The following is a 13,912-nucleotide window of genomic DNA, read 5'->3' as shown; positions in this document are numbered from 1 at the left end:
TTTTCTACATTCTTCTAGCTTAAATTGCCAAAACTAGAAGTAAAAAGACAATCTTCGGGTTTTTAAGTACAAACAAATTGCTGGTCAAAAATATTTTTGGCAAAAAATGTGCTTAGGCTCTATGCAATTTCAGTCATAAAAGTTAAGAGGATTCTTGTTGAATGGCAACGTCTGAAAATGACAATAACGGTAACGATATGACCAACAGTGAAGATACACCTTTTGCTGTTGGATCGAACGTTACATTGCAACTTCCTGCTGATAGCAATCTACCAACTGATAGTAGCGAACCCTTTGCTGTAGGTACGAATATGACAATACAATTCACAGATGAGAGCGGTCAACCACAAGGCGAACAGTTAAGTTCGGATAACATTGTAGGAACAAACTCAGCCCCTTGGGGCGATCGCGAGACTTCGAGCGATTCAGGTGAAACATCAGAAGGTAGCGATTCTCTAACTGGTGGTGCTACTGGCGATTCCGGTAGTTATACATGGGATTTTAGTCAGGTATCTGGCGGGGAGTCCAACCCCGATAGTGAAGGTAGTGAAGGTAGTGAAGGTAGTGGTGACAGCACTGGGATGAGCGACAGCACCGATATGGATAGCCTCTTTCAACGATCGCCTTGGGGTTCGTTGCAAGAAGTTGGCATCGACAGCTTTGAAGATGTCTTCGGCAATGTTGGCGCTTCTGGTGGTGGTGAAAACCCCTTCGGTGGCGGTGCTGGCGGTGGCGAAAATCCCTTCGGCGGCGGTGCTGGCGGTGGTGAAAATCCCTTCGGCGGTGGTGCTGGCGGTGGTGAAAATCCCTTCGGTGGCGGGGGCAATCCTTTCGGCGGTGGTGCTGGCGGCGGATTCATGTAGTTCTGTGGCGCGATCGCCGTTTAACTGATCGCGATTCTCAGTCCAGTGCATAAAACTTGTAGGGGCGCACAGCTGTGCGCCCCTACGAAATATCCCTACAAAATGTCTATGTCTACGCCCCTACGAAATGTTTGTGGTTTGTTTTTCAATCGCTCAAGCCAGCCAAATAGATACCAAAGCCAAAAAAGCATTAATTGCATAGAATACGGCAACCACTTGTAGTTCCGACCATCCAGACAATTCTAAATGGTGGTGAAAGGGAGCCATTTTAAACAGACGCTTTCCTTTACCATCGGCTCCTTTGGTGGCTTTGTAATAACTAACTTGTGCGATCACTGATAAAGATTCGACAAAAAAGATCCCACTGAGAATAAATAGCGCCCAGAGGGTGTTACTCATGAGAGCGACTCCTGCTAACGCGCCTCCTAGTGCTAAAGAACCCGTATCTCCCATAAAGACGCGAGCGGGATTGCGGTTATGTACTAAAAAGCCGATACAGCTACCGCTCAAACAAGCACAGAAAATTGCCAAACTGGGGAAATTAGGCGCGACGATCGCTCCCAATCCTAAAAGCGCGATCGCTACCGTTCCTCCTGCCAAGCCATCCACACCATCGGTTAAATTAGTGGCATTGCTTTCGGCAGTCAAGACAAACACTGCTAACGCCCAGAATAGCAAACCCAAGGGTAGAGCAAACCCAAAAGGTAACGAGATCGTCGTCAGATCCCCCGATCGACTCCACAGCCACAGGCAATATAGGCAACCGAAACCAACTTGCAGAGCCAGTTTCAGACGTGGGGAAATACCTTTATTAGACTGGCGACGCAAAATTTGCCAATCATCCAACCAGCCAATAAACCCGTAACCGACCGTAATTCCAGCGATCGCCAATACAGGGGCGAGGTTTTGGATTCCCAGCACCAGCGCCGATAAGATGATGCTAGCGATGACCGCTACAGGTACAAAAAATATGCCACCCATCGTCGGCGTACCTGCTTTTTTTAAGTGTGCTTGGGGACCGTCTTCGCGAATGACTTGTCCGGCTTTTAACTGCTGAAGGATCGGGACTATCCAAAAACCAACTGCGGCAGTGACAGCAGCGCAGAATAAGAAAGGAAAAGTTAGCGATCGCCCTTGCCAGGGTAGGCGCTGCGCTGTTAGATCGAGAGTCAGCGAGGCGGTAGCGAGTGCAAGGCTTAGGACGATAAGCAGTCTCGTACCGGAGAGATGGAAAGACCAGAAAGAAGATGATTTCGCGTCCACAACAAAGTTGCCTTTTGACTAGATACGTGCTGAGGACATTATCGGAACTGAATCGAAAGTGCTGCCTTGAAAGTATTTAAATGTAATATTTTTGAAGAGTCATTGGTCATTGATTCTTCATCATTTGTGAGTTGCTAATGACCAATGACAGATGACAAATGACTCTCAGCTACGCATCATCAGCTTCATCAATATCTCCTAAATCATCGTCATCATCGTAGAAATCGCCAACATCATCACCTTCAAGCAAGTCGAGAGAAGAGTCGCCGTCTTCCACTTCGGTTAGCAGATCTGGTTCCTGAACGCCATCGCGGGGGATCAACCGACCGTTAGATTGCAACCAGTCAATGAGTGACGATTCTTGTTTTAAAGGAATGACACGAGCTGGCTGTTCCCGTGGTTCTTCTCTAAGCGGAGAGTTGTGCATACCTAAGCTTTATCTAGACAGGGGGATGTAATTATACACCTAAAGTTTATCACTTGGTAATTGGTAGTTGGTAATTGGTAGTTGGTTGTTGGTTGTTGTAAGTGACAGATGACTGCAATAACAGCTCTGACAAAAAGATTTATCTAATAATAGATAGCAAAAACTACGTAGCTCCGTATGATGAGATTATATATAGCAATCCAAATTGATTTTTGAACGTTTCCCGTGTAGAGACGTTACATGTAACGTCTCTACACCCGACCAAGAGGAGATAAAAATGTTAGGAAAAGAAACACTTTTGGAAAAGATTGCTGGTAAGAATCGCGGGTTGTTATCAACAGAAGTAGATAAACAAGCTGTCCTTGCCGCGATCGCTCAGTTAGAAGACCGTAATCCTACACCTCGTCCGGTAGAAGCTAGCGAACTTTTGAATGGAGACTGGCGCTTGCTCTATACGACAAGTAAAGGATTGTTAAATATCGACCAATTCCCATTACTCAAACTCGGACAAATTTATCAATGCGTTCGCGTTCAAACTCAAAGTCTTTACAATATTGCCGAGGTTTACGGTTTACCTTTTCTTGAAGGGGTAGTTAGCGTTGTAGCTAAATTTACTCCTGTCTCCGAACGCCGGATTGAAGTTAAATTCGAGCGATCGATTATTGGGTTACAACGCTTATTTAGCTATCAATCTCCTGCTAGTTTTATTCAAGAGATAGAAGCAGGAAAAAAATTTCCGGCTTTGGATACCAAGATTAACAGTAACAGACAACAAGGCTGGGTAGATATTACCTACCTTGATAGCGATTTACGCATCGGACGGGGGAATGAGGGTAGTATCTTCGTATTAACTAAAGTTTAATTTTTGAGATTATAGTCATTATTTCAATCTGGCAATTCACCGAAGCGTTCTCGGTAGCGTGCCAACATAGACTCTAACTCTATTGCCTGTTGTTGCGCTGCTTGTGCTTGCTGTTGCGCTGCTTGTGCTTGCTGTTGCGCTGCTTGTGCTTGCTGTTGCGCTAGTTCTCTTTGCTGCTGTTCGGCGATCGCCACTTCTTGCGGAGTCGGTATTAATTGACCATCAGGAGTAAAAAACCGTAACTTTTCTTCAGAAATCCCTAAATACAACTCTAGCTGCTGACTCCACAACCAACCTTGAGGATTTGGCTGTAGTTCTTGGTATTGACCTCCAACCAATTGAAAGCCCTTAAATTCAAAAGTTTTTGGGTCGAACCAGAAATATTCTGGAGTGCGAAAAGTATCTTGGTAAATTTGTTTTTTTAAACCCCTGTCAGTTTTGGCGGTTGTATCGGAGAGAACTTCTACAATGACATTCGGATACTTGCCATCCTCTTGCCAAACAACCCAGCTTTTGCGCGGTTTGCGTTCTGTACCCAGCACGACAAAGAAATCGGGACCCCGAAATTGTTCTGATTTAAGTTGGCGAGGACTGTAGTATATGGTGAGATTGCCGAAAGCATAGAAATCTTGACGGTCTTTCCACCACAATTCCAAGCATTCAATTAGCAGTAGCAGTTGGCGTAAATGCAGTTCGCTTTCCAAAGGCGGTTCGTCACTCCATAAGTCCCCAGGAGGAAAGATAACATCTTCTGGTTCAATTTCTGGAGTTTCTAGGTCTTTTGCCAGGGACATCGCATTTAAACCTGGGAATGCAGACACACGTATTATAGTCTAGTGCAAGAAGGCAGCAACGTTTGATAACTGATAACTGAAACTGACTACCGATCGCTAAAATTTGCCGTGTAGAGTTTCGCACCTTGGAAATTCGCGCCAGTTACAACAGCACCGTCAAAAATTGTACTTGCTAATTGTGCTTGTTGAAAATTAGCACCTTTTAAATTTGCATCAATTAAACTTGTATCGCTAGCCAAAACTTTCTGCAAATTGGCTTTTTGTAAGTTAGCACCCTCTAAATCTGCACCTTCTAAATTGGCATTTGTCAGGTTAGCACCTGATAAATTTGCATTTCGCAAATCCGCACCAATTAAATGAGCGCCACTCAAATCTGCCCCAGAAAGATCGCAACTCGGGCATTCTCCGGTTGCCAGTAATTGTCTGACATGAGCTGGGTTTTCTGCCCGTACAGGAGTCGCAATCGAAAGAGCAGCGATCGCAACCGTAGTAGAGAGCATTGCTAGTTTCATCTTGCTTCACCTCAATTCACGGATGCAGCTATCTAGTAGCTTGTTACTAGGATCGCGCAACTAAAATGCTATTTCCATCAGGCAATAGGTGGAACTGGATAGCAATTATACTCAACCTTAGAGAGAAAATATCAAGGCTTGCAGCAAAAAAGATGTATTTTGTCAATAGCCTTGCACCTAATTTTTTGTCAACATTCCCAGATTTGGAACGCGCACGTTGCTCGCTATTTCCAGAGAGCGATCGCTAATCGCGCGACTAGGTTGAGGCACGACTGCTACTAAATATTTTTGTACTAGCTCGCCCAACACAGCAACCCCGCGATCGATGTCTGCAAGGGAATTAGAAAAATTTAAGCGCAGGGCTGGATAACCTTGGTGATTGGGAAAAAATGCCGTTCCAGAGGCGACAAGAATCTTACGAGATAATGCTTCTCGACAAATCGCTTGTACGGATATACCTTCTGGTAAATGTACCCAAAGAAATAGCCCTCCCTGGGGAATAGTCCAACTGGCTTGGGCAGGAAAATAACGCTCTAAAGCCTGAAGCATGGCGTTACGGCTGTGAAGATGGTTTGTCCGCAAGCGGTTGAGATAGCGACGATAATGTCCGCCAGCCAAAAACTCGCTGACAATTGCTTGCGAAACTGTAGATGAGTGCAAATCTTGCAGAATTTTCTGTTCTAAAATTGGTTGATAATGCTTGCCCGTCACAACCGTGTAACCGACTCGCAATCCAGGCATTAAAGTTTTAGAAAACGTACTAATATAGGTGACAATATCGCTGCGATCTAAAGCTTTAATTGGAGCTGCAACAGGCTCAGATTCAAAATTTAGCGCTTCATAAGCATTATCTTCCAAAATGGGACATTCGTATTGTTGAGCCAGAGCTAACAATTTTTGGCGATGAGTTTGGGAAGTCGTAATCCCAGTCGGATTGTGTAAAGTACTAATTGTATAAATTAATTTAGGGCGATGACTGCAAAGATATTGTTCCAGTAACTCCAAATTCATACCTTCTGCTGTCATGGGAATACCAATAACTTTAACGCCCAAATTTGCTAGTATTCCCAAAGCTCCGTGATAGGTAGGCGTTTCAACTATTACCCAATCTCCAGGCTGAAGATAGTAACGCATTGCCAGCGATAATCCTTGTTCCGAACCATTGGTCACGATAATTTCTTCAGGGGAAACTTCTAGACCTTGGTTTAATAGCATCTGAGCTATTTGTTGGCGTAAAACAAGCTGTCCTTGTGGCAGATCGTAGCGAAATAAAGTATCGGTAGAATTGGCGATCGCTCGTTTGGCAATGCGTTGAAAATTAGCCGATTCTTGTGTTAGAGGAAATCCAGAACTAAAATTAATAATGTCTTTTTGTTGTTGAGCTTGCAAAGTAGCCATAATTTGCTCGCAAAAAGTTTCTCCCGTTTCAGAAATCGTCACTTTTTGAGTTGGAGCAAAATGCGATCGCCATTGTGGTGAGGATACAGTATTGCTGACAAAATATCCCGCACCTGGACGAGATTGAATTAAACCGTCAGCTTCTAATACAGCATAAGCCTCAACAATCGTCAATTTATTCACACCAACACTTGCTGCTAAATTCCGAATTGAAGGCAATTTTTCCCCAGGTGGGAGTTTACCAGATTGAATCAAACGACTCAAATAATTGCGAATTTGTAAATAAAGCGGTTGGGAAGAATGGCGATTTAAAATAATTTTCATAATAAATTGGTAATGGGTAATGGGTAATTGGTTATTTCACTTGTCACGCACCACTGATAACTGATAACTGACTTGTGTACGGGCGGGTTTTGACCAAAAATTTACCGTTTTAATTGTCAATCTATTGGCTAAACCCGCCCCAACGATAACTGATAACTGATAATTGCACTATAAAAGATTTTTCCAAACTGTACCCGGTACAATTCAGTGTATTTGAACTAGGACAGCTGAGAATTGCGATCGCTGTACTGGTAGATAAACTGATTTTTCTGTAGCAATCCTAGATGAATCGTGAAATCGGTTGTCCGTGTAGAGACGTTACATGTAACGTCTCTACACGGGAAACTGTCAGGAGATCGCCAGTTATTGAGCCAAGTTTAATCCATCACCTTCAATACATCTCTTGGCAAGAGCTTATCTTTAAACCAAACAATCCTAGCTGGCACATCATTCATTTTGACACCTGCTTTTTCTAAATTCAATCGTTCGGAAATTGCCAAAATCAAATTATCGGATTGAGCGCGACGAACTTGAGAAAATTTCTTTTGTAAATATTCCGGTCGCCAGTACCCCACAATTTCTAACAAAAATACTCGTCCGTCAGGATGTACCAAACGAAAATCGGGAATCATGACGCTACCAGGAATTGGAATTAGATCGACTTCTCGCTCTAGTACCCATTCGGTTTTTGTAGCATTCCAACGCTCGACAAAAGCCGCTTCTAGCATACTGTCATAAGGTTTACCTGGTGGATAATGAGAGACTAAACCGCACTCAGAATTCAGCGTAAATCGTCCTGTTTTCCAGTTATTAGTGTAGAAATCGCGGGTTTGTAAAATTGCGCTCAAACTCCATTTGGTGACGTGGAGTAAAGCCGGAATAAGTTTGGCGATCGCCAGCCCATATCTCGTACTAGGATTAAATAAACTCGCCGGACCATCAACCGTAATTGTAAATCCGTGGTCGGCATCTCCTTCGATGTATGCCATTAATTGAAATAATTTGAGATAGCGAAATAACAGCTTGTATTCTCCTGGAACGTTGCGATGAGCGTTGAGAGTCAGGTGGCTGGCGCGATAAAATACCCCTTGAACTTGGGATAAATTGTAGCGGTGCAGTAGTGCTTCTGGTGTTGGCGGCTCGAACCGCGTCATGATGCGATTTTCTGCTAAGTCTGCATACAAACCCGTGCGAATTTGTTCGGGGAAGACTTCTTTGTCTAATTCGCGGCTGAGTTGTAATGCTAACTGTTCTAATACCTGGTGGCTTTGCTGGGGACTGGGAGCCGATTGTGCTGCAAGGGCGAAGACTCGTTCGCGCAGCATTGGTGGTTCTAAGGGGCTGACAATTTCAAATTCACAGAAGCTACTACGCAGGAGATAAGCTAAGCCGCGTTTGAGGCGATAATCCGGGCTATCTCCTTCGAGTTCTTGTAGTTGTCGGTCGAGTGCTGCTTGGATATTACCGAGATTTTCTTGGAATGTGGTAATAATATCAGTGGCGATTTCTAGATTGTGTTTGTCTATTTTGAGCCGTTTAGGGGTGATTTCTTCCCCGTTTTGGCGGTGCATGAGTAAGTCGGTTGGAAGCATAGATTAAGATTTGGTCGCGCAAAGACGCAAAGGCGCAAAGGGACAAAGTTATTCTTCGGTTTCTAGGGAGTTATTATCGTCCCATTTTCCTGAAGATTCAGCGGCGCGTTGGCTGGTGCGATCGCCACTTCCATAGGTAATCTGTTTGGTAGGTAAGATCTCTAACTGCGTAACTTTCCCCTCACTCCTTGCCCCTCGCTCCTCACTCCTCTTCACTCCTCGTCTCCTCACTGAAGTTCTTTCTTCGCTGGTGTCTTCGGCTACGACTTCATACATGAGGGCAAATTTGTCTTTGTCTTTACCTTTACGTAGAACTCGCCCTAAGCGTTGAATGTATTCCCGTGCTGAGCCTGTACCGGATAAAATAATGGCAATTCTGGCGGCTGGTACGTCTACACCTTCGTTGAGAACGTGGGAGGCGATGAGGGTTTTGTATTCCCCTTCCCGAAATTTAGTTAAAACTTCGTGGCGTTCTTTGACGGGGGTTTGGTGGGTGATGGCGGGAATGAGAAATTCTTGCGAAATGCGGTAGACTGTGGCGTTGTCGGCGGTGAAAATTAGCGTTCGTTCTGGATAGTGTTCTGCTAACAAGTCGGCGAGAATTCTGATTTTGCCATCCGTACCTAAAGCAATTTCTTTGGCTTGGCGGTGTGCTATCATGGCTCTGCGTCCGGCGGCGGATCTGGCACTAGCTTGGACGAATAATTGCCATCCTTTAAGGCTACCAAGAGAGATTTTGGCTTCGCGGAGAAAGTCGTTACGGGTTTGAATCAGTTGGTTGTAGCGATCGCGTTCGTGTTGTGATAGTTTGACTTTAATCTGCACGACTTCGTGTTCTGCCAGCGCTTTACCGGCTAAATCTGCGGCAGTTTTGCGATAGATTTCTTGTCCGATGAGCAGATTTAAGTCTGAGTGTTTGCCATCGGTGCGTTCTGGGGTTGCAGTCAGTCCGAGACGATATGGTGCGATCGCGTATTCGGCAATGACGCGATTAAAATCTGTGGGTAGGTGATGGCATTCGTCAAAGATCAACAGCGCGTAACGGTTGCCTAATGCTTCGGCATGAATTGCCGCACTATCGTATGTCGATACTAATATGGGCGTGCGATCGCGGGAACCACCCCCTAATAATCCCACTTCAACATCGGGAAATGCTGCTGTTAAGTGAGCGTACCACTGGTGCATCAAATCCAAAGTTGGCACGACAATCAACGTGCTGCGGGGAGTGGCTTGCATCGCCAACTGCGCTAGATAAGTTTTCCCCGCCGCTGTTGGTAACACGACAACTCCCCTACGTCCGGCTAGTTTCCAGGCTGCCAATGCCTCGCTTTGATGCGGATATGGCTCCATTTCCATGCTAGGAGATAGTTCTAGCGGTTCAAAGGCTTTAGCTTCGTCGCTAAAGTAACTTCCTTCTGCTTGTAGTGCTTCTACAACTTGGCGATATTGAATGGCGGGAATGCGAAATTTTTCTACCCTGTCATCCCACGTCGCATAGTCCATCCACGATTTACCTCTGGGTGGTGGGTGCAAAATTAACGTACCGCGATCGAACGATAAAGTAGGAGTACGAGGCATTAAAAAAAGTTGTAAGTCGTAAGTTGTAAGTCGTCAGTGATGAGCAGCTGACAATGAGTGCTGATGTTTGTTTACTTTACTCACTCTATAAAGAGACTGGAACGGCTGGCAATAATCAGTTATCAGTTATCAGTGAAGAAGGGGTGTAGGGTGTGGGAAATTTGTTGTTGGTTGTTGGTTGTTGGTTGTTGGTTATCGCTCCTCTGCTCCCCTGCTCCCCTGCTCCCCTGCTTCCTTGTCCCCCTTGTCCCCATTTTGAATGCGCGAGCGTGAATTTTGTCTCCGACTCCCGACTCCCGCCTACAATTGCGGTTACTTACGTAAATCTACGCCAGTATAGTTCACACTTCGCAAAATATGAATCATAATATACAAACTTGAGTTAATTAGCATCTCACTTGTTTAGATAGCAGTCGTTGCAAGGTAGGGAAGTTATGCTAGGGCAAGCTTGGAAAAAATTACTTTGGCTGACGATAGTTTCGCTCTGTATCAGCATAGCCGTGCCAATTTTTGCCCAAAACTCTCCTGTCAGCGCTTATCAATCTAATTACTGGCAGCCAGTATCGCGAGTGAATCCTGGTGGTCCTGTTAATGTGATGTTAGTTAATCGCACCAAGTCACCTTTAAAATACAATTTTCTCGACGATCGCGACGAGAAAGATTTACCAGTCGGGGACAGCGTTCAAGAAAAAATTTCCTTCCTCCCCATCGATGTTGCTATTTACGATCCCGCACCTCAAACTCCTACTAGCAAGACTGGCGGATTGAAGTATAAAACGACTGTTGATAAACAAAACAATGATGTGACAGTCCAAGTTTTATCTAGAGAAGATAGCAGAATGAGTGTAGTCAGAATTGCTAAGAGTGGATCGATTTACATTTTTTAGAAGAGCATTTATTAGAAAAACCTAACAAAAAATATTACTATGCCGCGACACAATCCCTACAACTTGCAGATGGAAATTACTCGCTTGTTCGAGCAGGGACAATCGTTTTTTGCCACAATCAAGGTGCAAGATTGGTTAAAACAACGTAACGAAAATCCTGCTGACTACGACATTCTTTTCCATCAAAAACCAGCTCCACCTGGCTCCAAAGCCGTCATTGCAGTTGAAATCGAACTACGGCGCAAAGACGGACAACCAGTCGATCCTTGGTTGCAAGAACAAGCGAATTTACATGCATAAAATTGGGAGCAGGGAGCAGAGGGAAGAGAGCTGAGGGAGACAAGGGAGACAGGGGAGACAAGGGGGACAAGGGAGAAAACAACCAAATAGCCATCAACTCACTTTTCGAGCCAATTCACTCACAACCGCAGCTAATTTATCGGGATTGACTGGCTTGGCAATATGTTGTTGAAAACCTGCTGCTAAAGCGCGATCGCGGTCTTCTGTTCTAGCATAGGCTGTAAGCGCGATCGCGGGAATTTGTCCGCCTTGTTCTGGTGGTAGTTGTCGCAAGCGATGAATCAAAGCATATCCATCCTCTTCTGGCATTCCAATATCGCTGACGAGGACGTGCGGCTGAAATTGAGCGATCGCCTCAATTGTCTCCCGGGCAGTTTCACGAGTCACGACTTTAGCGCCATACTGGGTCAAAACTGTATTGAGTAAGTCTCTGGCATCGGCTTCATCATCGACGACGACAATCCGTAAACCGTCTAGGGATGGAGGCGCGATCGCAGTTTCTTCTTTTTGGCTGTGAGGTTGCTCTGGCTCATTCAGATTGTAATCTACGGCGCGAATTGGCAGAGCGACAGTAAATGTAGCCCCTTTACCCAATCCCGCACTTTCAGCTCCTACCGTACCACCATGCAGTTCTACCAATTGACGCACGATCGATAAACCCAGTCCTAAACCACCATACTCTCTGGTCGTAGTGCTGTCTGCTTGCAGGAAGCGATCGAAGACGTGGGGTAAAAACTCAGGACTAATACCTTGTCCGTTATCAGCAACTCGTACTTGTACTTGAGAATCAAACTGAAATAAACGCACTTCAATTCGTCCGTCTCTGGGAGTAAATTTAACGGCATTAGCAAGCAAATTCCAGAATACCTGCTGCAAGCGATTGGCATCTCCCATGACCGATCCAATGCTAGAATCTAATTTCGATTCAATCTGAATGTTTTTGGCTGTTGCTGCGGGTAAGACGGTTTCAATCGCAGCAACGATAACTGGTACGATGTCTATTTTACGGATCTCTAAATGCAGCTTTCCCGTAACGATCCGCGACATATCTAAAATATCTTCGATCAACTGCGCCAGAGATTTTGTGTTGCGATCGATAGTCTCTAAAGCGCGTGCTGTCGTCTCTTCATTAAACTTGCGGTTACGAAGTAACTGCGTCCACCCCAGCATTGCATTTAAAGGCGTGCGTAATTCGTGAGATAGAGTAGCCAAAAACTCGTCCTTGATTCGGTTGGCTGTTTCTGCTTCTTCGCGAGCTACCTTTTCCCGTTGTAACAATCGTTCTCGTTCTACTTCTGCTTGCTTGCGTTCCGTAATGTCCGTATGAACGCCGATCCATTCCCTCACGCTACCATCTGTTTCTAAAACTGGCACGCCACGGGCATTCATATACCTATACTCGCCGTCATAGCGCCGCACCCGATGCTCCATCTCGTACACGCTGCGATGAGCCAGAGCTTTTAACCATGCTTGCGCAGTGCGATCGCGATCTTCTGGATGAATCGCTGCAATCCATCCCCATCTCTGATACTCTTCAAACTTTTGTCCGGTAAAAGCACTCCATCCAGGCAGTTCGGTAACGACTTCACCTTCTGCTTTGGTATCCCAAATAATGTTTGTCGTCGCTTCTACCAAAGAACGATAACGTTCTTCACTCCAACGTAGAGCTTCCTGCGCAGCTTTACGATCGCTCAAATCTAGAATAAAGCCGATAATTTCTGGTTGAGGCGTATTTGTATCTGCTAACAAAGCTGCACCAATTAGAATTGGGACTCGCGTACCATCTTTACGAATATATTGTTTCTCAAATGGAGCTGCAATTCCGCGTTTTTTCAGTTCTTCAGCTGCTTGAAGATCTAAAGGAAGAAACTCCGCAGGAGTTAAACTGTCCCAATGCAATCTCCCTGCCAGCAAATCTTCTCGCTCGTAACCTATGAGTTGGAGAAAATAGTCGTTTGCGTAATGAATTTTTCCCTGAAAGTTCCCAAAGGCAACGCCAAAAATATTTGACTCTACCAAACGTCGAAACCGCTTTTCACTTTCTGTAAGAGCTGCTGCCGATCGCTCGGCGGCTTTGCGCGACGAAGAGAGCGAGTGTGTCATGGCAAATAGAATCATACTCATTGCCACTCCAATAAAGGCAACGAAAGGCGCAAGATCGATGTCTGAAGCTAGTTCTAATTCAGGGCGAGAGGTAAAAACTAAACTCCAAGTACGTCCGCCAAGATCGATCTTTTTGTTAGTCTGAAATTGTGGACGATCGCGGTTATTTAGCGTATGAGATCTGGATGAGTGTAGCAAATTTGCCGAGCTGACATTGTGACTATCGTAAATTTCAAAATTCACCAAGCGGTCTTCATCGCCAAAAATACCATTCATCAGATCGTCAGCCCGAAAAGGACTGTAAATAAAACCCATTAACTCTGTTTGCCTTTGCCTTTTTGTGGCGGGAATATTACCACCACGGTAAACCGGAACGTAGATTAGAAAACCCGCTTGCTTGTGTTTGTCAATTTCTTGAACTAAAGTCACTTTACCTGAAGCAGCGGGAATACCAGTATCGCGGGCGCGTTCCATCGCAGCGCGGCGCACTGGCTCGGAGAACATATCGTAACCAACTGCAACTCGGTTGCGACGATCTTGTGGTTCTAGATAAATAATGGCATGATATTCCAAACGAGGATAGTTGGGGCGGATATTGAAGTTAGCGATTCCCTGTTGCCGCATTTGGGTGACAAAGGCATCTTTCGCTGCTGCTGGCACTCGCGCCGAATAGCCAATTCCTTGAATCCCAGGATAGCTACCGCGCAATTTCATCCGATTCACAAAAGCCCGAAATTCTTGCGATGTTACTGTTTCACTCGCGGCAAATAGACCACTTCCTGCCCGCAACAGAGTTATGTAAGCCTCAATCCGATCTTGAATCTTGGCTTGAGTTGTTTGGACATCATTTTCAAACCGCAACCGCTCTTTATTTTGAACCGTACTCGATACATAATAAGTAGCTGCTGTAGTAAATAAGAGCGAGATCGTCAAAACAAAATAGGGAATCCAGCTTCGACGTGGTTGTAAATACCTCCCAAATAAGTTTGCTTTCATTCGTCGCTTCAAA

Annotated in this window: 13 protein-coding genes; 4 read left to right on the top strand and 9 right to left on the bottom strand. The window is 45.1% G+C overall.

The window, feature by feature from the left end; all coding sequences use genetic code 11:
* The first annotated feature begins 161 nt into the window (after positions 1-161).
* Complete coding sequence (locus tag CHRO_RS20325; RefSeq protein ID WP_015156103.1) at positions 162-863, top strand: hypothetical protein; 702 nt, start codon at positions 162-164, stop codon at positions 861-863.
* A 153-nt stretch (positions 864-1,016) separates the two neighbouring features.
* Here CHRO_RS20325 and mraY read toward each other — a convergent pair whose 3' ends face one another.
* Both mraY and CHRO_RS20315 read right to left on the bottom strand, forming a co-directional pair.
* Positions 1,017-2,126, bottom strand: coding sequence for a phospho-N-acetylmuramoyl-pentapeptide-transferase (gene mraY, locus CHRO_RS20320; RefSeq protein ID WP_015156102.1), 1,110 nt, complete (start codon positions 2,124-2,126; stop codon positions 1,017-1,019).
* 169 nt (positions 2,127-2,295) lie between these two features.
* Positions 2,296-2,553: a DUF3134 domain-containing protein gene (locus tag CHRO_RS20315; protein ID WP_015156101.1), complete on the bottom strand. Its 258-nt coding sequence runs from the start codon at positions 2,551-2,553 to the stop codon at positions 2,296-2,298.
* Positions 2,554-2,830: 277 nt separating this feature from the next.
* Here CHRO_RS20315 and CHRO_RS20310 point away from each other — a divergent pair, with 277 nt between their 5' ends.
* The gene (locus tag CHRO_RS20310; protein ID WP_015156100.1) at positions 2,831-3,415 is read left to right on the top strand and encodes a PAP/fibrillin family protein; all 585 of its coding nucleotides are present in this window, start codon (positions 2,831-2,833) and stop codon (positions 3,413-3,415) included.
* A gap of 23 nt (positions 3,416-3,438) precedes the next feature.
* Here the strand turns inward: CHRO_RS20310 and CHRO_RS20305 are convergent, their stop codons facing one another.
* The 6 genes from CHRO_RS20305 to CHRO_RS34485 form a co-directional block, all read right to left on the bottom strand.
* On the bottom strand, positions 3,439-4,209 hold the full coding sequence (locus CHRO_RS20305) for a Uma2 family endonuclease (protein ID WP_015156099.1): 771 nt from the start codon (positions 4,207-4,209) through the stop codon (positions 3,439-3,441).
* Between the two features lie 86 nt (positions 4,210-4,295).
* Entirely contained in the window at positions 4,296-4,721 is a 426-nt protein-coding gene (locus CHRO_RS20300; protein WP_015156098.1) for a pentapeptide repeat-containing protein, read from the bottom strand.
* A gap of 177 nt (positions 4,722-4,898) precedes the next feature.
* Entirely contained in the window at positions 4,899-6,443 is a 1,545-nt protein-coding gene (pdxR, locus tag CHRO_RS20295; RefSeq protein ID WP_015156097.1) for a MocR-like pyridoxine biosynthesis transcription factor PdxR, read from the bottom strand.
* A 377-nt stretch (positions 6,444-6,820) separates the two neighbouring features.
* Positions 6,821-8,035, bottom strand: coding sequence for a DUF790 family protein (locus tag CHRO_RS20290; protein ID WP_015156096.1), 1,215 nt, complete (start codon positions 8,033-8,035; stop codon positions 6,821-6,823).
* A gap of 48 nt (positions 8,036-8,083) precedes the next feature.
* On the bottom strand, positions 8,084-9,613 hold the full coding sequence (locus CHRO_RS20285) for a DEAD/DEAH box helicase family protein (protein WP_015156095.1): 1,530 nt from the start codon (positions 9,611-9,613) through the stop codon (positions 8,084-8,086).
* Between the two features lie 122 nt (positions 9,614-9,735).
* On the bottom strand, positions 9,736-9,867 hold the full coding sequence (locus CHRO_RS34485) for a hypothetical protein (protein ID WP_281168597.1): 132 nt from the start codon (positions 9,865-9,867) through the stop codon (positions 9,736-9,738).
* A gap of 180 nt (positions 9,868-10,047) precedes the next feature.
* Between CHRO_RS34485 and CHRO_RS20280 the strand changes: the two genes are divergently transcribed.
* The gene (locus tag CHRO_RS20280) at positions 10,048-10,500 is read left to right on the top strand and encodes a hypothetical protein (protein ID WP_015156094.1); all 453 of its coding nucleotides are present in this window, start codon (positions 10,048-10,050) and stop codon (positions 10,498-10,500) included.
* Between the two features lie 39 nt (positions 10,501-10,539).
* Positions 10,540-10,800 (top strand): hypothetical protein, encoded by a 261-nt coding sequence (locus tag CHRO_RS20275; RefSeq protein WP_015156093.1) that lies wholly within the window; start codon positions 10,540-10,542, stop codon positions 10,798-10,800.
* A 93-nt stretch (positions 10,801-10,893) separates the two neighbouring features.
* Here the strand turns inward: CHRO_RS20275 and CHRO_RS20270 are convergent, their stop codons facing one another.
* Positions 10,894-13,899: a CHASE domain-containing protein gene (locus CHRO_RS20270; RefSeq protein ID WP_015156092.1), complete on the bottom strand. Its 3,006-nt coding sequence runs from the start codon at positions 13,897-13,899 to the stop codon at positions 10,894-10,896.
* Between the last annotated feature and the right edge of the window lie 13 nt (positions 13,900-13,912).

It is taken from the genome of Chroococcidiopsis thermalis PCC 7203 (assembly GCF_000317125.1).
Taxonomy (GTDB): Bacteria; Cyanobacteriota; Cyanobacteriia; order Cyanobacteriales; family Chroococcidiopsidaceae; genus Chroococcidiopsis; species Chroococcidiopsis thermalis.
This window is presented reverse-complemented; position numbering and strand designations above follow the sequence as displayed.

What these genes read in the sequence shown, in the direction of transcription:
- CHRO_RS20325 (WP_015156103.1), top strand. Translation starts at nt 162, where the DNA reads ATGGCAACGTCTGAAAATGACAATAACGGTAACGATATGACCAACAGT.
- CHRO_RS20315 (WP_015156101.1), bottom strand. Translation starts at nt 2,553, where the DNA reads ATGCACAACTCTCCGCTTAGAGAAGAACCACGGGAACAGCCAGCTCGT.
- CHRO_RS20310 (WP_015156100.1), top strand. Translation starts at nt 2,831, where the DNA reads ATGTTAGGAAAAGAAACACTTTTGGAAAAGATTGCTGGTAAGAATCGC.
- CHRO_RS20305 (WP_015156099.1), bottom strand. Translation starts at nt 4,209, where the DNA reads ATGTCCCTGGCAAAAGACCTAGAAACTCCAGAAATTGAACCAGAAGAT.
- CHRO_RS20300 (WP_015156098.1), bottom strand. Translation starts at nt 4,721, where the DNA reads ATGAAACTAGCAATGCTCTCTACTACGGTTGCGATCGCTGCTCTTTCG.
- pdxR (WP_015156097.1), bottom strand. Translation starts at nt 6,443, where the DNA reads ATGAAAATTATTTTAAATCGCCATTCTTCCCAACCGCTTTATTTACAA.
- CHRO_RS20290 (WP_015156096.1), bottom strand. Translation starts at nt 8,035, where the DNA reads ATGCTTCCAACCGACTTACTCATGCACCGCCAAAACGGGGAAGAAATC.
- CHRO_RS20285 (WP_015156095.1), bottom strand. Translation starts at nt 9,613, where the DNA reads ATGCCTCGTACTCCTACTTTATCGTTCGATCGCGGTACGTTAATTTTG.
- CHRO_RS34485 (WP_281168597.1), bottom strand. Translation starts at nt 9,867, where the DNA reads ATGGGGACAAGGGGGACAAGGAAGCAGGGGAGCAGGGGAGCAGGGGAG.
- CHRO_RS20280 (WP_015156094.1), top strand. Translation starts at nt 10,048, where the DNA reads ATGCTAGGGCAAGCTTGGAAAAAATTACTTTGGCTGACGATAGTTTCG.
- CHRO_RS20275 (WP_015156093.1), top strand. Translation starts at nt 10,540, where the DNA reads ATGCCGCGACACAATCCCTACAACTTGCAGATGGAAATTACTCGCTTG.
- CHRO_RS20270 (WP_015156092.1), bottom strand. Translation starts at nt 13,899, where the DNA reads ATGAAAGCAAACTTATTTGGGAGGTATTTACAACCACGTCGAAGCTGG.